17 protein-coding genes are annotated in these 18,261 nt (G+C 73.7%); 12 read left to right on the top strand and 5 right to left on the bottom strand.

Features of this window, described 5'->3' with window-relative positions:
• Positions 1 to 30 precede the first annotated feature (30 nt).
• The 4 genes from ABZ370_RS24380 to ABZ370_RS24365 all read left to right on the top strand — a co-directional run bounded on the left by ABZ370_RS24380 (position 31) and on the right by ABZ370_RS24365 (position 6,106).
• Positions 31 to 918, top strand: coding sequence for a universal stress protein (locus ABZ370_RS24380; protein ID WP_358624599.1), 888 nt, complete (start codon positions 31 to 33; stop codon positions 916 to 918).
• Between the two features lie 74 nt (positions 919 to 992).
• Positions 993 to 2,768: a GAF domain-containing protein gene (locus ABZ370_RS24375; RefSeq protein ID WP_358624596.1), complete on the top strand. Its 1,776-nt coding sequence runs from the start codon at positions 993 to 995 to the stop codon at positions 2,766 to 2,768.
• Between the two features lie 91 nt (positions 2,769 to 2,859).
• On the top strand, positions 2,860 to 3,462 hold the full coding sequence (locus ABZ370_RS24370) for a hypothetical protein (protein WP_358624890.1): 603 nt from the start codon (positions 2,860 to 2,862) through the stop codon (positions 3,460 to 3,462).
• Between the two features lie 202 nt (positions 3,463 to 3,664).
• A complete protein-coding gene (locus ABZ370_RS24365; protein WP_358624593.1) occupies positions 3,665 to 6,106 on the top strand; it encodes a right-handed parallel beta-helix repeat-containing protein in 2,442 nt (813 codons plus the stop codon).
• Between the two features lie 33 nt (positions 6,107 to 6,139).
• On the opposite strand, the gene ABZ370_RS24360 is transcribed toward ABZ370_RS24365, so the two are convergent.
• Positions 6,140 to 8,422, bottom strand: coding sequence for a hypothetical protein (locus ABZ370_RS24360; RefSeq protein WP_358624888.1), 2,283 nt, complete (start codon positions 8,420 to 8,422; stop codon positions 6,140 to 6,142).
• 343 nt (positions 8,423 to 8,765) lie between these two features.
• On the opposite strand from ABZ370_RS24360, the gene ABZ370_RS24355 reads away from it, so the two are divergent.
• Positions 8,766 to 9,617 carry a DeoR/GlpR family DNA-binding transcription regulator gene (locus ABZ370_RS24355; protein ID WP_358624590.1) on the top strand — a complete coding sequence of 284 codons (852 nt, stop codon included), beginning with the start codon at positions 8,766 to 8,768 and terminating at the stop codon, positions 9,615 to 9,617.
• A 33-nt stretch (positions 9,618 to 9,650) separates the two neighbouring features.
• Positions 9,651 to 10,121, top strand: a complete 471-nt coding sequence (locus ABZ370_RS24350; protein WP_358624588.1) for an SRPBCC family protein — start codon at positions 9,651 to 9,653, stop codon at positions 10,119 to 10,121.
• Positions 10,122 to 10,197: 76 nt separating this feature from the next.
• Here the strand turns inward: ABZ370_RS24350 and ABZ370_RS24345 are convergent, their stop codons facing one another.
• On the bottom strand, positions 10,198 to 11,319 hold the full coding sequence (locus ABZ370_RS24345; protein ID WP_358624585.1) for a PLP-dependent cysteine synthase family protein: 1,122 nt from the start codon (positions 11,317 to 11,319) through the stop codon (positions 10,198 to 10,200).
• 175 nt (positions 11,320 to 11,494) lie between these two features.
• On the opposite strand from ABZ370_RS24345, the gene ABZ370_RS24340 reads away from it, so the two are divergent.
• Complete coding sequence (locus ABZ370_RS24340) at positions 11,495 to 11,821, top strand: hypothetical protein (RefSeq protein ID WP_358624583.1); 327 nt, start codon at positions 11,495 to 11,497, stop codon at positions 11,819 to 11,821.
• A gap of 186 nt (positions 11,822 to 12,007) precedes the next feature.
• The gene (locus ABZ370_RS24335; protein WP_358624582.1) at positions 12,008 to 12,637 is read left to right on the top strand and encodes an ATP-binding protein; all 630 of its coding nucleotides are present in this window, start codon (positions 12,008 to 12,010) and stop codon (positions 12,635 to 12,637) included.
• An 11-nt stretch (positions 12,638 to 12,648) separates the two neighbouring features.
• Here the strand turns inward: ABZ370_RS24335 and ABZ370_RS24330 are convergent, their stop codons facing one another.
• Together ABZ370_RS24330 and ABZ370_RS24325 are read right to left on the bottom strand one after the other, a co-directional pair.
• Positions 12,649 to 12,942: an SHOCT domain-containing protein gene (locus ABZ370_RS24330; protein ID WP_358624579.1), complete on the bottom strand. Its 294-nt coding sequence runs from the start codon at positions 12,940 to 12,942 to the stop codon at positions 12,649 to 12,651.
• A 150-nt stretch (positions 12,943 to 13,092) separates the two neighbouring features.
• The gene (locus ABZ370_RS24325; RefSeq protein WP_358624576.1) at positions 13,093 to 14,346 is read right to left on the bottom strand and encodes an ROK family protein; all 1,254 of its coding nucleotides are present in this window, start codon (positions 14,344 to 14,346) and stop codon (positions 13,093 to 13,095) included.
• On the opposite strand from ABZ370_RS24325, the gene ABZ370_RS24320 reads away from it, so the two are divergent.
• The 4 genes from ABZ370_RS24320 to ABZ370_RS24305 all read left to right on the top strand — a co-directional run bounded on the left by ABZ370_RS24320 (position 14,337) and on the right by ABZ370_RS24305 (position 17,568).
• Positions 14,337 to 15,578 (top strand): MFS transporter, encoded by a 1,242-nt coding sequence (locus tag ABZ370_RS24320; RefSeq protein WP_358624574.1) that lies wholly within the window; start codon positions 14,337 to 14,339, stop codon positions 15,576 to 15,578. The two genes, ABZ370_RS24325 and ABZ370_RS24320, sit on opposite strands and share 10 nt — an antisense overlap.
• A gap of 49 nt (positions 15,579 to 15,627) precedes the next feature.
• Complete coding sequence (locus ABZ370_RS24315; RefSeq protein WP_358624571.1) at positions 15,628 to 16,362, top strand: maleylpyruvate isomerase family mycothiol-dependent enzyme; 735 nt, start codon at positions 15,628 to 15,630, stop codon at positions 16,360 to 16,362.
• 61 nt (positions 16,363 to 16,423) lie between these two features.
• Positions 16,424 to 16,672, top strand: a complete 249-nt coding sequence (locus ABZ370_RS24310) for a DUF6332 family protein (protein ID WP_358624569.1) — start codon at positions 16,424 to 16,426, stop codon at positions 16,670 to 16,672.
• Positions 16,669 to 17,568 carry a DUF2797 domain-containing protein gene (locus ABZ370_RS24305; protein ID WP_358624566.1) on the top strand — a complete coding sequence of 300 codons (900 nt, stop codon included), beginning with the start codon at positions 16,669 to 16,671 and terminating at the stop codon, positions 17,566 to 17,568. The genes ABZ370_RS24310 and ABZ370_RS24305 overlap by 4 nt, the downstream gene beginning before the upstream one ends.
• 25 nt (positions 17,569 to 17,593) lie before the next feature.
• Here ABZ370_RS24305 and ABZ370_RS24300 read toward each other — a convergent pair whose 3' ends face one another.
• Positions 17,594 to 18,259, bottom strand: coding sequence for a response regulator transcription factor (locus tag ABZ370_RS24300; protein WP_358624885.1), 666 nt, complete (start codon positions 18,257 to 18,259; stop codon positions 17,594 to 17,596).
• Positions 18,260 to 18,261: the final 2 nt, after the last annotated feature.

Here is an 18,261-nt window from a genome sequence, read left to right as displayed (position 1 = left end):
GCATACAGCCAGGTGCCGACAGGAGAGGCGGTGGGCGCGGTGGAGCTTCCCGTGGTCGTTGGGGTCGACGGTTCGGACGCCGCCTCCGACGCGCTGGACTGGGCCGCCGACATGGCGGCCCGGCGGCAGCTTCCCCTGCGCATCGTGCACGCCTCCCTGTGGGAGCGGTACGAGGGCTACGTCCCCGCCGCGGCCATCGACCGCCCCGCCGAGCGCCTGTACAGCGAGACCGTGCTGGCCACCGCGGCCGAGCGGGCCGGGCGGCGCGCACCGGCCCTGAAGGTGATGACCGATCTGGCGGCCGACGACGCGGTGACCGCCCTGCTGCGCGCCGGGCAGAGTGCGGAGGCCCTGGTCGTCGGGTCGCGCGGGCGCGGCGAGTTCGCGTCGCTGCTGCTGGGCTCGGTCGGGCTGGGCATCGCGGCCCGCGCGTCCTGCCCGGTGATCGTCGTCCGCGGCCGCGCGGAGGGCGGGTACGGCCCGGTGAACCGCGTCGCGGTGGGCATCGCCGAACGGGAGCGCGGGGGCGAGCACGAGCACACCGCACCCTCCCCCGCCGTCGCCTTCGCGCTCCGGGAGGCCCGGCTGCGCGGCTGCGAGCTGGCGGCGGTGCACGCCTGGCGCTGCGCGGGGCCGGACGACCACGAGCCGCGCGAGGACCACGCCCGGCACGCCGCCGAGCTGCTGGACGAGGCGCTGGGCGGGGTGACGGAGATGGCGCGGCCGCCCGTACCGGTGGCCTACCGCGCGGTCGAGGGCCCGGCCCGCAAGGCGCTGCTGGACGCGTCGGACCACGCCGATCTGCTCGTGGTGGGCGCCCGGCGGCGGCAGGGTCACTTCGGGATGCAGCTGGGTCTGGTCAACCACGCCGTCCTGCACCACGCCCGCTGCCCGGTGGCGGTGGTCCCCCAGCCCTGACTGTCGTACCCCGTCGATACCCTGAGCACGGCGGGGCGACAAGGGAGGGTCTGGGGTGGCAAGGGGGGTCTTGCGTGTCGGGTAGTGGGGATGACGGGCGTCATCCGGCGCTGCCTCAACTCCGGCTGGATCAGCTTCTCGACGAGCTGCAGGCGCGGCTGGACGCGGCGCGGGCCACACAGGGGCGGATGCACAGCCTGCTGGAGGCCGTGCTCAGCGTGGGCCGTGAGCTGGATCTGGAGCAGGTGCTGCGGCGGATCGTGGAGGCGGCGGTGGTGCTGGCGGACGCGGAGTACGGGGCGCTGGGCGTGGTCGACACCGACCGGCTGTCGCAGTTTCTGCCGGTGGGCATATCGGAGGATCTCGCGCACCGGATCGGCCCGCTGCCGAGCGGCCATGGGCTGCTGGGCGAGCTGATCCGCCATCCGCAGCCGCTGCGGCTCACCGATTTGTCGGAGCATCCGGCGAGCCATGGCTTCCCCGAGCACCATCCGCCGATGCGCTCGTTCCTGGGGGTGCCGATCCGGGTCCGGGACCAGGTGTTCGGCAATCTGTACCTCACGGAGAAGCGCGGCGGCGCGCAGTTCGACCCCGATGACGAGGCCGTGCTGACCACCTTGTCGGTCGCCGCCGGGGTGGCCATCGACAATGCCCGTCTGTACCACGAGAGCCGCCGCCGCGAGCAGTGGCTGGAGGCGCTGGGGGTGATCACCCGCACGCTGCTGGCGGGCACTCCGGCGGCGGAGGTGCTGAGCCTGATCGCCCGGCTGGCCCTCCAGGTCTCGCTGGCCGACTCGGCGGCCATCCTGCTGCCCGCTCCCGGCACGGACAGCCTGATGGTGGAGGTCGCGGAGGGGCATGACGCGGAGCGCATCAGCAGCCTGGTCGTGCCCTCCGACGGCTCGCTGGCCGGTCTCGCGGTGCGCACCGGGCGGCCCGCGGTCGCGAGCGACGTACGGACCGACTCCCGGGCGCGGGCCTGGCCGCTGCCGGACCAGGAGAGCGAGTTCGGCCCGCTGGTGGCCGTACCGCTGGTCGCCCATGAGCGGTCCTCCGGGGCGCTGCGGCTGTGCCGCCTGGCGGGGCGGCCCGCGTTCGACGACCACGAGGTGGAGCTGCTGTCGGGGTTCGCCGCGCAGGCCGCGCTCGCGCTCGAACTGGCCCGGCACCGTGCCGAGTCCGAGCATCTGGCGTTGCTGCACGACCGCGACCGGATCGCCCGTGACCTGCACGATCTGGCGATTCAGCGGCTCTTCGCGACGGGGCTGACGCTGCAGAGCGCGAGCAGGCTGATCGAGCATCCCGAGGCGGGTGAGCGGGTCGGCCGGGCGGTGGACGACCTGGACGAGACGATAAAGATCATCCGCTCGACGATCTTCGCACTGCGGGCGGTCGGCGACGAGGACGGCGAACCGGCCACCTTGCGGCGGCGGCTGGTGAAGGCCGTACGGTCGGCGTCGGAGACGCTGGGCTTCACCCCGTCGCTGCTGATGGACGGACCGGTCGACACCGATGTGCCGGACGAGACCGGCGACCAGGCGCTGGCGGTGCTCGCCGAGGCGCTCAGCAACACCGTCCGGCACGCACGGGCCCAGCGGGTGGACGTACGGTTCACGGTCGGTGCCGATGTCGTGCTCACGATCACCGACAATGGGGTGGGCGTCGGTGCCGCCGCGCCCAGTGGAGGGCTGGTCAACATGCGGGCGCGGGCCGAGCTGCTGGGCGGCACGCTGACCGTGGAGGCCCCCGAGGCAGGCGGCACCCGGGTGGTGTGGCGGGTGCCACGGACCGTGAACAGACCCGACGGCCCCGGCGGCGCCGCCCGCACGGCGAATGGGCTCAGCCCGTGATATGGCTCTCTCTTCACCGAATTCGCGCATATCCGGCCTCCGATGCGGTATCCACGAATGGGGAAGGGGATTGTCGAAAGACGTGCGGATGATGCGAATGATCAAGGGCTTGTGGCGTTGGCGGCAGAACTCGCTGCGCCGTAAGACCGACCTGGCCGAGGCGTACGCGGCGCTTGTCGCCGCCGTGCTGATCCTGCTCGCGGCCCCGGCCGCGGGCTGGGCCGCGGGCTCGCTGGCGCATGGCGCGCTGGAGCGGACCGCGCAGGAGCAGCGCGCCGAGCGCCATGTGGTGGCGGCGACCGTGGTCAAGGTGCTGCCACAGCCACCCATCGACTCCGATCCCGAGACCGCCTCCGCGCGCGACGCCCAACGCCGGGTGCTCGCGCGGTGGACCGGTCCGGACGGCAGCAGTCACCAGGGCACGCTCGGTGCCCGCGCGGGCACCGACCCGGGCGAGAGGTTCCGTATCTGGACGGACGACCAAGGAGGTCTGAGGGCGCGTCCGCTGGACCCGGCCACCACCGCCACCCACGCGGTGCTGGCGGGAATCGGCGCGGGCCTGGCGACGGCAGGGCTCGTCGACGGCGCCCGGCGGCTGGTCGTATGGCGCCTCATGCGACGGCGTTACGCCCAGTGGGACATCGCGTGGCAGCGGGCCGGACAGGACTGGGGACGAGCCGACGCGGACAGCTGAGCGGACAGTAACGTAGAGCCGGGCACCGCCCCGGCACTCACCTGGTCACCAGAGCACCCTGTGCACGGGACACCTCGTGCGCCGGACGTTCCGGGCAGGTCAACTCGGCGTGCCGCGCGCACGCTACGGTGGGGCCTTCACGTGAACAGCGGCACAGTCGCGCACATCCGGCATACGCACGAGGTGGGGGCACAGCAGCACCATGGCACAGGGCTCGGTCGTCCAGGTGACGCACAGCGGAACGTCGCGGTGGCGGCGCCGCACCGGAGAGTACGCCTCCCTCGCCGCGGCCCTGGAGGCCGCCGGGGACGGCGATGTGCTCTCCATCTCGCCCGGCACCTACCGCGAGAATCTGGTGGTGGGCCGGGCCGTCACGCTGCGCGGCCCCGAGGGCTCCTCGCGCGGCTCGGTGCGGATCGCTCCCGCCGACGGCGTCGCGCTGACGATACGCGCGTCCGCGGTGGTCCAGGACCTGCATGTGGAGGGCATGGACTCGGCGTCGCCCGCGCTGCTGGTCGAGGAGGGCACCCCGGAGCTGACGGACGTACGGGTCGCCACGCGCTCCGCCGTCGGCATCGAGGTGCGCGGCGGCGCCCGGCCGACCGTGCGGCGCTGCACCGTGGACAACCCGGCGGGCGTGGGCCTGAGCGTGCTGGACGGCGCGGGCGGGGTGTTCGAGGACTGCGAGGTGGTGTCCGCCGGGCAGTCCGGGGTCGCGGTGCGCGGCGGCGCCCACCCACGCCTGGAGCGCTGCCGTATCCACCACTCGTCGGGGGCCGGGGTCACGCTGACCGGCGAGGGCAGCTCGCTGGAGGCCGTCGGCTGCGAGGTGTACGAGATCCGGGGCGCGGGGGTGACGGTCTCCTCGCGGGCGACCGGGCATCTGACCGACTGTAAGGTGCACCGGACGACAGGCGACGGCGTCAACCTGGACACCGACGCCGTGCTCACGCTCGCGGACTGCGAGATCCACGACGTCCCGGAGAACGCGGTCGACCTGCGGTCCCGTTCGGTGCTGACGCTGACCCGCTCGACGGTGCGCCGGTTCGGGCGCAACGGCCTGTCGGTGTGGGACCCGGGCACCCGGGTGGACGCCAACCAGTGCGAACTGCACGAGAGTACGGGCGACTATCCGGCGGTGTGGGTGAGCGACGGCGCGACGGCCGTGCTCGACTCGTGCCGGGTGCGCGACGTGCCCGACGCGCTGTTCGTACTGGACCGCGGCTCGCGCGTGGACGTCGTCGACAGCGATCTGTCGCAGGTGCGCAACACGGCGGTGTCGGTGAGCGACGGGGCGATCGCCCAACTGGACGACTGCCGCATCCGGGAGGCCGCCACCGGCGCCTGGTTCCGCGACCACGGCAGCGGCGGCACCCTCGCGAACTGCACCATCGACGGCGCCGCGACCGGAGTGATCGTCACCAAGGGCGCCGATCCGACGGTCGAGCGGACCACGGTCTCCTCGCCGGCGGAGGCCGGGTTCTACGTATCCGCCGAGGGCCGCGGCACCTTCAGCGGCTGCCGGGTGACGGGCAGCAACGGCTACGGCTTCCACATCATCGACGGCTGCCGCACCACCCTGACCCGGTGCCGCACCGAGCGGTGCGCGCGCGGCGGTTACGAGTTCTCCGAGGCGGGCCCGGTCGTCGAGGACTGCACCAGCGACGAGAGCGCCACCAGCGCCGTCACCACCCCGGCGACCGCCCCCGCCCTCCCGGCGACCGCCGTGGAGACCGCCGCCTCGACGGGCGGGCTGCTGGGCGGCATCCCGGCGCAGCGCGCCACCCAGGCCCCGGCCCTGCCCGCCGCGCCCGCCGCCGAACCGGTGTCCGTACGGCCCTCCACGACGGTGCTGGGCGAACTGGACGCGCTGGTCGGGCTGGACAGCGTCAAGCTGGAGGTGCGCGCCCTCACCGACATGATCGAGGTCGGCCGGCGGCGTCAGGAGGCCGGGCTCAAGGCCGCCTCCGTCCGCCGCCATCTGGTCTTCACCGGCTCCCCCGGCACCGGCAAGACGACGGTCGCCCGGCTCTACGGCGAGATCCTGGCCTCCCTGGGCGTGCTGGAGCGCGGCCACCTGGTGGAGGTCTCCCGGGTGGACCTGGTCGGCGAGCACATCGGGTCGACGGCGATCCGCACCCAGGAGGCGTTCGACCGGGCGCGCGGCGGGGTGCTGTTCATCGACGAGGCGTACGCGCTCTCCCCCGAGGACTCCGGCCGGGACTTCGGGCGCGAGGCGATCGACACCCTGGTGAAGCTGATGGAGGATCACCGGGACTCGGTGGTGGTCATCGTCGCCGGGTACACCGCCGAGATGGAGCGCTTCCTGTCCGTCAACCCCGGTGTGGCGTCCCGTTTCTCCCGCACCATCACCTTCGGCGACTACGCGCCCGAGGAGCTGCTGCGGATCGTGGAGCAGCAGGCCGACGACCAGGAGTACCGGATCGGCGAGGGTGCGTCGGAGGCGCTGCTGAAGTACTTCACGGCACTTCCGAAGGGCCCTGCGTTCGGCAACGGCCGCACCGCCCGGCAGACCTTCGAGGCGATGGTGGAGCGGCACGCGGGCCGGGTCGCCCAGGTGGGCGACCCGACCACCGACGACCTCACCCTGCTCTACCCGGAGGACTTGCCCGAACTGCCCTGAGCGGGCTTCGGGTTGCCCTGCGCCGGTTCGGAATCACTCCGGGGCCGGTTGAGGATCGTTCCGGCCCGGTTCGGGATCGCCCCGGGCCGGTTTCGGCACGGGTGCGGGCGCGGCCGCGGCGCCCGGCTTCCGCTCGGGGAGCCGGGCCAGCAGGGCGGCCCGCTCGCGGTCGAACGCCGGGTCCGCCTGGTACTCGCCGTGCCCCAGGATCGGTGCGGGCAGCGGGTGTTCGGCGGTGCGGCCGTAGGCGAGCGGGTCCTTGAAGGCGTCGCAGTCCACCTCGGGCCCGGTGCCGTCGGGCAGCCGGATCGGGCCGCCGATGGGGTCGGTGTAGCGCCACAGGTTGCGCCAGCACCGCACCTCGCCGTGGAGCGAACGCAGTTGCGCGGGGCCGAAATAGGCGGGGAACCAGCGCCCGTACAGCCGCTCCAGCGGTGAGCCGTAGGTGAGGAGCGCGACCTGTGCGCGGGTGCGCAGGTCGACCTGCCAGACCGCGGCGGCGGCCAGCACGCTGCCCTGGGAGTGCCCGGAGATGACGAGGCGACCGCCGTAGGTGCGGGTCCAGGTCTCCATCCGCCAGGTCAGGTCGGGGACGGCGCGCTCGGCGTAGCAGGGCGGGGCGAAGGGGTGCGCGGCGCGCGGCCAGAAGGTGCCGACGTCCCACAGGATGCCGATGGTGCGCCGGGCCGACGGGCTGCGGTAGGCGCGGCGGGCCCAGGCGACCAGCGTCAGGACCGCGAAGCCCATCATCCAGGAGCCGAGCGCCTGGGCCGTCTGCGTGGCCGCGTCGATGATCCCCGGGGTGTCGTCGGCGGCCCGCCCGGGCACCTCGTTGGTGAGCAGGGTCCCGATGACCGCGAGTGCCCCGAGCAGCAGGGTGAACAGGGCGACGGGGCCGACGAGCCAGGGCGTGGAGTCGGTGAGCCCGGCGCGGGCGATCGTGGAGGCGATCCGGCGGGTGCGCACCGCGTCGGCCTGCTCGCCCGGATAGCTGTCCAGGACGCCGGGGATGAGCCGTTCCCTTATCCGCCAGGCCCGCAGGGCGGTGATCACGGCCAGCAGCAGGATCATCAGCAGCAGGACCGGTATGGCCGTGGCCCACCAGGACAGCAGGATGGGCGGGCCGATGGTGCCGCCCTCGCCCGGGGTGGCGCCGCCGTCCAGCCAGTCGGCGATGCGCTGGGCGACGCCTCCGGCGAGCACCGAGCCGAGTCCGCAGGCGAGCATGGCGACGGCGGGACCGGCCAGCCCGCGCAGCGGGGTGCGCGCGGTGGGCGCCTCCCGGTACAGCAGCAGGGCGCACACCGCGATGGCGACGATGAGGGCGCCCTGCACGATGGCGATCGTGACGAAGGTCTGGTCGCCGGGCAGCCTCCCGTGGGAGACCCAGCCGGGGCGGGACCAGCCCGCGTACAGCATGGCGAGCGCGAGCACGCCGAGCGCGGCGCCGGGCAGCGCGCTGATGGTGAGGCGGTCCAGGTGGCTGTCGGCCTTGGTCTCGCTGCGGCCGCGGCGGCACACCACGTAGACCACCGTGCTCCCGCCGGTCACCACCAGGGCGAGCAGCGTCCAGCCGATGGCCTCCGGCAGGGCGCTGCCGCCCGCGCGGCGGTCGTACCCGGCGGTGGCCGCGGTGACGCCCGCGGCGATCGTCAGAAACCCGGCGGCGGTGTGGGCGGCGCGCAGCCGGGCGACGATCCGGCGGCCGTACCAGAAGCCCGGCAGGCACAGCGCGGGGCTGTTGCCCGACTCGGGGCAGGTCTCGTCGACCGGCAGCTCCACCGGGGGCTGCGACTCGTACGCGCTCCAGGTGCGGTTGGACAGGTACCACAGCAGGCCGTTGAGGGCCGCCGGTACGACGGCGGCGAGCGCGAGGCGGCGGCCGGGCTGGCTCCACCAGCCGTCGTCCCCGGCCGACAGGAAGCCGAGCCAGGTGCCGTCGGAGCAGTCGGCCGTGCCCGCGCACTGCCAGGCGACCAGGTCGAGGGCGACCTCGCAGGCCCCGGCGATCAGCAGCACGGTCAGGCTGAGCGCGACCAGGCGCACCAGCAGGCCGTAGCCGCGCACGGTCCGCTCGCGCCGGTCGGCCGCGGGGCGCATCCAGTGGGCCAGGTTGACGACCATGAAGGGCAGCAGGAGCAGCCACAGGGCGCGGGCGCTGTTGCCGGAGGTGAGGTTGGACCAGACGTACGCCTCGCGGACCGGGGCGCCCCGGTGGTCGTCGGGCCGCGACTCGGCGTCGATGTCGTCGATGCGCCGGTAGACCGCCGCGGTCTCGTCGCCGGTGACCGGCGTGGTGCGCGGGTCGCTCAGCATCTCCTGGGGGGTGGTGCCGCCGACGCCGTGGACCAGGAGCTCCAGATCGGGTGGGGGTTCGCCGTTCCGGGGCGGCGGTGGCGCCCCCAGCGCCCGGTCCTCCCCCGCTGCCGATGCGCTCGTACCCGTGGTCGATGCCACCGTGTCCCCCGATCCCGGTGTGGTGCGGTCGTTCCGTTCCGGTGCTCGCTCCAGGATTGTGCCCAACGGGGTCCGACACGGACCATGACAGGCCGGGCGTGGCGAAATCGTAACCCCCCGGTGCTCCGGGGATCGGCTGTCGGCCCCCCGTGCGAAGATGGCCGCGCGGGCGATATGCGCCGACCGGAAGGGAACGGGCAGGGTGAGCGACAACCAGAATCTCCTCGCCGAGCAGCGGCGCGCCCTGATTCTCGACGAGGTCAGGCGGCGTGGTGGAGTGCGGGTCAACGAGCTGACGCGCAAGCTCAATGTGTCCGACATGACGGTCCGTCGCGATCTGGACGCGCTGGCCCGGCTGGGTGTGGTGGAGAAGGTGCACGGCGGTGCGGTGCCGGTCGCCGAGGCGAGCACGTACGAGCCGGGGTTCGAGGCCAAGTCGGGTCTGGAGCTGACCGCGAAGGAGGACATCGCGAAGGCCGCCGCCGCGATGGCCACCCCGGGCACGGCGATCGGGCTGGCCGGGGGTACGACGGCGTTCGCGCTGGCCCAGCAGCTGCTGGAGGTGCCGGATCTGACCGTGGTGACCAACTCGGTCCGGGTGGCGGACGTGTTCTACAACGCGCAGCGGTCGGCGGCGGCGCTCGGCGGCGCCGCGCCGCGCCCCGGGGCGGCCACCGTGGTGCTCACGGGCGGGGTGCGCACCCCGTCGGACACGCTGGTGGGGCCGGTCGCGGACGCCGCGGTGCGCTCGCTCCACTTCGATGTGCTCTTCCTCGGGGTGCACGGCATATCGGTCGAGGCCGGGCTGTCCACGCCGAACCTGGCGGAGGCGGAGACCAATCGCCACTTCGTACGGTCCGCGCGGCGGGTGGTGGTGGTCGCCGACCACACCAAGTGGGGCACGGTGGGCCTGAGTTCCTTCGCCTCGCTGGACCAGGTGGACGCGCTGGTGACGGACCCCGGGCTGGCGCCCGAGGCGCGCGCCGAGATCGCCGAGTATCTGCCGGAGCTGGTGGTGGCGGGCGAACAGGCCGAGGCCGCGTCGGACATCTGACGGAGCGACAGCCGCTGCGGCTATCGTGGCCCCATGGCATACCGGTTGCGTTCCGTGGGGCCGGACTACACCGAAACCGCCCCGGTCCAACTCGCCTTCACCGCCGAGGCGTCGGCGCCGCCCGAGGCGGTGTTCGAGGCGCTGGCCGACGTCGAGGGCTGGCCCCGCTGGTTCCGTCAGGTGGCCGACGCCCGCCCGACGGCCGACGGGACGGGGCGGGAGATCCGCCTCAGGGGCGGCACCCGCTTCCGCGAGACGGTGGTGGCGGCGGACCCGGGCGAGCGGTACGCGTACCGGATCGACGAGACGAACGTACCGGGGCTGCGGGCGCTGTTGGAGGAATGGCGGCTGGTGCCGTGGCACTCCGGCACCGTGGTGCGCTACACGTTCGCCCTCGACGGCACGGCGGTGACCCGGGCCTCGGCGCGGCTCGCCCGCCCGGGGCTGCGGCGGGCGTTCCACGACGCGGTCCGCCGCCTGGACCGGCGGCTGACGACGGGCTGAGGGCCCCGGACTTCCCCCGGGTGACGATTCGGGGGACGATTCGGGGGACGATTCGGGGGACGGCGCTGGCGCCCCGCTAGTCCGGCCAGTGTCCGGTCGCCAGGAAGGTGTCGATCGCCTTCGTGTGCGGCTCGATGTCCAGCCCCTGCTCCTCCAGCCAGGCGTCCGAGTAGTACTTGTCCAGATACCGGTCGCCGGGGTCGCACAGCAGCGTCACCACGCTCCCCGTGCGCCCCTGCGCCACCATCTCCGCGACGATCTTCAGCGCGCTCCACAGCCCGGTCCCCGTGGACCCGCCCGCCTTGCGCCCGATCGCCCGTTCCAGGGCCCGTACGGCGGCGACGCTCGCCGCGTCCGGGACCTTCATCATCCGGTCGATCGCGCCGGGCACGAAGCTGGGCTCCATCCGGGGGCGGCCGATGCCCTCGATACGGGAACCGGACTCGCTGCACGCGTCGGCGTCGTGGTGGACCCAGCCGTCGAAGAAGCACGAGTTCTCCGGGTCGGCGACGCACACCCGGGTGTCGTACTGCATGTAGTGCACATAGCGCGCGAGGGTCGCGGAGGTGCCGCCGGTGCCCGCCGTGGCGACCACCCAGGCCGGTTCGGGGTAGCGCTCCAGCCGCAGCTGCTGGTAGATCGACTCGGCGATGTTGTTGTTGCCTCGCCAGTCAGTCGCCCTTTCGGCGTAGGTGAACTGGTCCATGTAATGGCCCCCGGACTCGCCCGCGAGCGCGATGGACTCCTCGTACATCTTCCGTGGGTCGTCCACGAAATGGCACTGGCCGCCATGGAATTCGATCAGGCGGCACTTTTCCGGGCTCGTCGTGCGCGGCATCACCGCGATGAAGGGGACGCCGATCAGCTTCGCGAAGTACGCCTCGGATACGGCGGTGGAACCGCTGGACGCCTCGATGACGGGCTTGCCGGGGCGAATCCAGCCATTGCACAGCCCGTAGAGGAACAGCGAGCGGGCGAGCCGGTGCTTGAGGCTCCCTGTGGGATGGGTGGACTCGTCCTTGAGGTAGAGGTCGATTCCCCACCGCTCCGGGAGCGGAAAGCTCAGCAGGTGGGTATCGGCGGATCGCTGGGCATCGGCCTGTACTTTCCGGACGGCCTCCTTGAGCCAGTCCCGGTAGCCGTGGTCGCTGCGGTCCACGTCAACCGTGTCGACGACCACCCGCGTTGTACTGTCCACGCCGCTCCTCGTGCTTGTGCCCCGTGCCCGGTCCGAGTGGCATACTCGGTCCATTTCGATCCTAAAGGGACCCCGGTGCGCCCTGGTGCCCCGGCCCGGTCACGGGCACACTGCGCAGCAGGGAGAATAGGCAGCAGCGCGCTTGCCAGTCGGAGCCACCGGGGAGGCGGTCGTGATGGCCGATACCGAGTTCAACGCCAGGGGCGTACGGATCGAGCGATTCCTGCGCTCGGTCACCCGCGCCGGCCAAGTCTCGATCAAGGATGGCAGGCTGCAGTTGCTGACCAGCTACGGGCGCGAGATCGACAGCGCTCCCGTGCAGTCGGTCCGGGCGAGCAAGCCGTGGTTCGTGGACGGCGACCAGGCCATGGCGACCGTCAACGGCACCCGCTACCGCCTCACCCTCGGTCAGCAGGACCCGGCCAAGCCCACCGGGTCCGGCGCCGCCGGCCGCTTCCTCGACGCGGTCCGATCCGCCCGGGACCACGTCCTCAAGGGGTGAAGGCGGCCGAGTTGCGCATGCGCGCGGGGGGACCGACCCTGGACGAGCATCAGTATCACTGAGGGTCAACAAGCGGTGACGCTGAGAACCGGCCCACCGGTCGCGCACGGCAGCCACCACTGCTGAACGCGTTCGTCGCCCGCATCTGCATCAGGCTAGCCCCAACTTCTTCAGGGAGTCGCAGCCGTGATCAGTCGTCCTAGCAGGCATTGCACGGTGGAGCTGCAAGCCCTGCCGTCGCGGATCGGTCAGGTCCGCAGAATCGTGTCGGCGCAGTTGCGCTACTGGCATCTCGATCCGCTCATCGACCCGGCGGCGCTCGGTGTCACCGAGCTGCTCACCAATGTGCACCGGCACGCCGAGCCGGACAAGCAGTGCACGGTGGAGATCGCCCTCGTGCTGGACCAGCTGACGGTATCGGTCCGCGACCAGGACCCGCGGCTGCCCCGGCTCCGCGAATGCGACCCCGTATCCACCCACGGCCGGGGGCTCGCGCTGGTCGCGGCGGTCAGCCAGAACTGGGGAATGCGGGTACGGGACGACGGCGGCGGCAAGGTCGTCTGGTTCACCCTGGCCGTGCCGCGGCCCGCCACCGTGACGAGCTCGCCGTACGCCGCGTACGGAGCGGGCCGCACCGCGCCGCCGCACCACGCGAACCTGTCCCGCCCGGCGACACCCGTCGCCCCGGCCCCGGCCCCGGTGACTCCGGTCTCTCCGGTGGCCGCCCCGGCCCCGGTTGCGGCGCCCGCTCCCGCCCCGGCGGCGGCGCCCGTACGGGAGCGGGCACCGGCCGCCCGATCGGCCGTATCCCACTGAGCCCCGAGCGTTCAGCCGACACCGCCCTTGGTGTGTCGGCCGAACTGCTCGTCCAGGACGGACAACCGGCGCCAGTACTCGTCCTCGTCGATCTCCCCGGCCGCGAAGCGGCGCCCGAGCACCGCGATCGGCGACTGCTCGCCGAACGCCGGGCGGCCCTGCCGCCAGGGGGCGCGTCCGCGCCACACCGTCCGCCGCAGCAGGACGAGCCCGCCGCCGACGACCAGCGCCCACATCAGAGGGAAGAAGAGAATCCACGGCCCGGGTCCGGGTCCGTCGGCGAAGCCGTGCGCCAGGGTGTTCATAGTGATCGCGCTCCTCGGTGGTTTCCGCAAGGTCGCTTCCGAGCGTCCCGCCCGGCGGCGCCCGGGTCGTCCTCCGGGCGAGGGCGGTTCAGGTAGTCCGCGGGGAGTACACCGCCCATCCGCCATACCGCCGAGGAGATGCGGGCGCGGTTACGCCACGCCCAGCGCCGCCAGCGGATCGTCCAGCACCGGCTGCCACGCCAGCTCCGCCGCGCCCACCAGACCGTTGTGGTCCAGGGCGCACGCCAGGATCGGCACGCCCCCGCTGCGCCCCCACAAGCTGCTCTCGGCGACGACCGCCCGCAGCCGCTCCGGGTCGGCCTCCAGCAGCTCGCGGTGGAGGCCGCCGAGGATGATGCGGTCGGGGTTGAGGATGTTGACGAGCCCGGCGAGCCCGAGGCCCAGGCGGTCGATGAGCTGCTCGGCGGCGGCCCGCACCGGCGGATCGGCGTAGTCCTCGCGGATCAGGCCGCGGGACTGGTCCAGCAGAGACCCCTCGGGACCGGGGTCGCGCCCGGCGGCGTCGAGGAAGGCGAGCGGGTCGGTCTCGATGTCCAGGCAGCCGCGGCTGCCGCAATGGCAGGGCGGCCCCTCGGGGTTGACGGTCAGATGGCCGACCTCCAGGGCGAGCCCCGCGCTGCCGGTATGCAGCCGCCCGTCGAGGACCAGCGCACCGCCCACGCCGCGGTGCCCGGTGGCGACGCACAGCAGGTGCTGGGAGCCGCGCCCGGCGCCGTGCCGGTGTTCGGCGAGGGCGGCGAGGTTGACGTCGTTGCCCGCGTGGCCGGTGAGGGGTTCCCCGTCCGCGCCGCGGATTCCCGCGGCGGCCAGGCTCCGGGTGAACAGCTCGCGCACCGGCGCGCCCGCGGGCCAGGCGACGTGCAGCGGGTTCAGCGCGGTGCCCTCCGGTTCGGCGACCGCGGACGGCACGGCCAGCCCGGCCCCCACGCAGCGGCGGCCGGTCTCGCGCAGCAGCCGGGCCCCGGCCTCGACGACCGCGTCGATGACATGCGCCGGATCGGCGGGCACCGTCATGCAGCCGGGGGCGGTGGCGACGGTGTTCCCGCCGAGCCCGACGAGCGCCGCCCGGAAGCCGTCGGCGTGCACCTGGGCGGCGAGCGCGACGGGCCCGCGCGGGGCGATCGCGAGCCGGTGCGACGGGCGGCCCTGCGCCCCGGCGGAGCCGAGCGGCCGCGCGTCGACCTCGATCAGGCCGAGCGCCTCCAGCTCGGCGGCGACGGCCCCCGCGGTCGCGCGGGTCACCCCGAGTTCGGTCGTGAGCACCGCGCGGGTGGGTGCGCGGCCGGTGTGTACGAGCGCCAGTGCCGGGCCGAGAGCGCCCCGGCCCCGCTCGATCCTTGTCCGTGTCTGGGTCACGCCTCTATTCTCACTTTGTGCCGACATCAAACAAAACATGGACGGCCATTCCGGGAAAACGCGCCGCCGCCACCCCGGAGCGCGCCCTTTCCCAACTCCGCGCCGCCCTCACCGTGTTCTTCGCCCTCGACGGCTTCGTGTTCGCCGGATGGGTGGCCCGTATTCCGGCTATCAAGGACCAGACGGGTGCCTCCGCGGGCGCCCTGGGCCTCGCCCTGCTGTGCGTATCGGTGGGCGCCACGGCCACCATGATGACCGCCGGGTGGCTCTGCCGCCGCTTCGGCAGCCACGCCACGACGGTCGCCCTCGCCGTGCTGCTCTCGCTCAGCGTCACGCTGCCGCCGCTGACCCATTCCGCGCTCGCCCTCGGCCTGGTGCTGCTGGTCTTCGGCACCGGCTTCGGCGGGCTCAACGTCGCCATGAACAGCGCGGCCGTCGATCTCATCGCCGCGCTGCGCCGACCGGTCATGCCCAGCTTCCACGCGGCGTTCAGCCTGGGCGGCATGGCCGGTGCGGGACTCGGCGGGCTGATCGCGGACCATCTCTCCCCCACCCGCCACCTGGCGCTGCTGGCCGCCGTCGGGCTGGTGCTCGCGGCGGCCGCGGGCCGGACGCTGCTCTCCGTTCCGCCACCGCCGCCACCGTCGCCGCCCGAAACCGCTACGCGCCCGGCGGACGGGGCATCCACCGGCGCGCGGCGGGGCCCCGCACGCCGTCTTGTGGCGGTATTCGGCCTGATCGCCCTGTGCACGGCGTACGGCGAGGGGGCGATGGCGGACTGGGCCGCGCTCCATCTGGACCAGGACCTCGACGCGTCCGCGGGCGTCGCCGCCGCCGGTTACTCCGTCTTCGCGCTGACGATGGCCATCGGGCGGCTGTCCGGTACGACGCTGCTCGAACGGCTCGGCCAGACGGCGACGTTGACCGCGGGCGGCGCCACGGCAGCGGCCGGAATGCTGCTGGGCGCGCTCGCGCCGACCGTCTGGCTCACCCTGCTGGGCTTCGCGGTCACCGGGCTCGGCCTGGCCAACCTCTTCCCGGTGGCCATCGCCCGGGCGGGCGCGCTGACCGGCCCCAGCGGGGTCGCCGCGGCCTCCACCCTCGGCTACGGCGGCATGCTGCTCGGCCCGCCCGCGATCGGCTTCCTCACCGAGTGGCTCTCGCTGCCCGCCGCACTCACCACGGTCGCGGCGCTGGCGGCGGTCGCGGCCGTCGTCGCGTACGCCACCCGCAACGCCGCACGCCCCGGACCAGGTTGAATTCCGCCACGTCACCCCGCATGTCGGTGGTGGCTGGCAGAATTCCGCCATGGAGATTGCCGAGCTGATCGACGTCGTGGACCGCGAGGGACACCTGCTGGCCGACGCCGCCGCCAAGGCGGGCACGGACGCCCGGGTGCCCACCTGCCCCGGATGGCAGGTCCGGGAGCTGCTGTCGCACGCCGGGCGGGTGCACCGATGGGTGACCCGCTATGTCACCGAGGGCCTGACGGAGCGGGTTCAACTGGGTGACGAGCCGGAGCAGGACGGCGCCGAGCTGGTGGCCTGGTACCGGGAAAGCCATCGGGCGCTGGTCAAAGCGCTCACCGACGCCGATCCGGCCGTCGAGTGCTACACCTTCGTGCCCGACACCCCGCCGCTGGCGTTCTGGGCCCGGCGGCAGGCCCACGAGACGGCGATCCACCGGGTCGACGCGGAATCGGCGCTGGGCGCGGACCACTCGCCCTTCGCCCCGGCCTTCGCGGCGGACGGAATCGACGAGCTGCTGATCCTTTTGCACGGGATGGAGCGCAGCCGGGTGCGCACGGACACCCCGCGCACCCTGCGGTTGCGGGCCACGGACACCGACGCCGTCTGGACGGTGCGGCTCAGCGAAGAGATCCCGCACACCACGCGCGACGCGGCGGGGGACGCGGACTGCGAGCTGACCGGCCCGGCCGGCGAGCTGTACATGGTGGCGTGGAACCGGCTGCCGTACAGCGCGCTGAGCGGCAAGGGCGATCTGTCGCTGGCGCAGGTGTGGCGGGAGCGGTCGAGCCTGTGAGCGGACAGGATGGGGCTGGTGGCCGGACGTAACAGCGGACGCGACAGAGGACTGATGCCGGATGACCGGACCCCGTAGCCAGGCCGACCGGGACGCGCTCACCGTGGAGATCGTGTTCGCCCTGGTCACGGGCGGGCTGCTGGCGGCCGTCCTCTTCGTCGCCGTCGCGAGCCCCGCGCTCTTCTGGGAGCTGGGGCCGGCCCAGGAGACCGTGTGGCGGGCGGCTGCCGCCACCGCGGCCACCGCCGGGTTCGCCTACCGCGTCATACGGGTGCTGTGGCCGCTTCCACACAAGCGGCGGCGCGAATGACCGGGGACCGGCGGTGGCGATGCGCGGGGCTGCGCTGGTCCGCCGGCTCCGGCCCCGCGCTCGTCTGGCGTCACCCGGACCACGGTGAGCGGACGTCCGCGCTGGCGCGGGGCCGTCCGCTGGCCTTCACCACCGGGCCCGGGCGCCACTGCACCGGGGTGCGCCGGGGCGCCCGGCACACCCCGTGCCCGGACGGCGCCGAGGTGGCACCGTCGGCCGTCTCGGCCCAGTGCGCGGACTGCGCCCGGCTCGACCGTTCGTACTCGGTCGCCGCCGACACCCGCACCGACGACCCCCGCCCGTACGACGTCTACCTCGCCTGGTTCGGGCCGGGGTTGGTCAAGGCCGGTATCACGGCGGCCGAGCGGGAGGGCGTACGGCTGCTGGAGCAGGCCGCGCTCTCGTACGCCCTGCTCGGCCGCGGCCCGCTGATGGCCGCGCGCCGCGCGGAGGCCGTGCTGGGCGCCGCGCTGGGCATCCCGGACCGGTTCCCGTACGCGGCCAAACGCGCCGCGCGCGAGGCGCCGCCGCCCCGGGAGCGCCGCGCCGAGGAACTCGCGGCGCTGCACGCGCGGGCGCGGGGGCTCGGCGGTCTGCCGGAGTCGCTGACCCTCACCGCCTTCGCGCCGGTCCACCACGACGAGGCGTTCCATCTGGAGCGGCTGGGTCCGGTGCAGGGGGTGATCCGGCTCGCTGCCGATCGCACGGTGGCGGGCCGCGTCGAGGGCGTCGCGGGCCCGGACATCCATCTGACCGCGTCGGACGGCCGCGCGCTGCTGCTGGACGGCCGTCTGCTGGCGGGCCGTCCGCTCGGCGCGGCCGCGGCGGACGCGGAGACGACGGCCCCGGTTCAGGCTCCGGCGCGGGAGGCCGCGAGTCCGGAGGCGCTGTTCTGACGCCCGGCTGAACGGGCTGGGGACGTCAGCCCAGCCATCCCGGGCGCACCAGTCCCGACTCGTAGGCGAGGACCACGAGTTGGGCGCGGTCACGCGCGCCCAGCTTGATCATCGTGCGGCTCACATGGGTCTTGGCGGTGAGCGGGCTGACGACCAGGCGCCGCGCGATCTCCTCGTTCGACAGGCCGATCCCGACCAGGGCCATCACCTCCCGTTCCCGCTCGGTCAGCTCCCCGAGGACAGAGGCGGGCGCGGGCTCCTTCGAGCGGGCGGCGAACTCGGCGATGAGGCGGCGGGTGACGCCGGGCGACAGCAGCGCGTCACCGTCGACCACGGCCCGTACGGCGCGCAGCAGCTCCTCCGGTTCGGTGTCCTTGACCAGAAAACCGGAGGCACCGCCGCGGATGGCCTCGAAGACGTATTCGTCCAGCTCGAAGGTGGTCAGCATGACCACCTTCACCTCCGCGAGGGCAGGGTCCGCGGTGATCCGGCGGGTCGCGGCGAGACCGTCGAGGAGCGGCATGCGGATGTCCATGAGCACGACATCGGGGCGGTGCTCCCGCACCTCCTTCAGGGCCTGCTCTCCGTCGGCGGCCTCGGCGACCACGTCGATGTCCGGCTGGGCGGCCAGCAGCGCCCGGAAGCCCGCGCGGACCAGAAGCTGGTCGTCGGCGAGCAGGACGCGGATCACTG

The organism is Streptomyces sp. NPDC005962 (assembly GCF_040629205.1).
In the GTDB taxonomy this organism is placed as follows: Bacteria; Actinomycetota; Actinomycetes; order Streptomycetales; family Streptomycetaceae; genus Streptomyces.
This window is presented reverse-complemented; position numbering and strand designations above follow the sequence as displayed.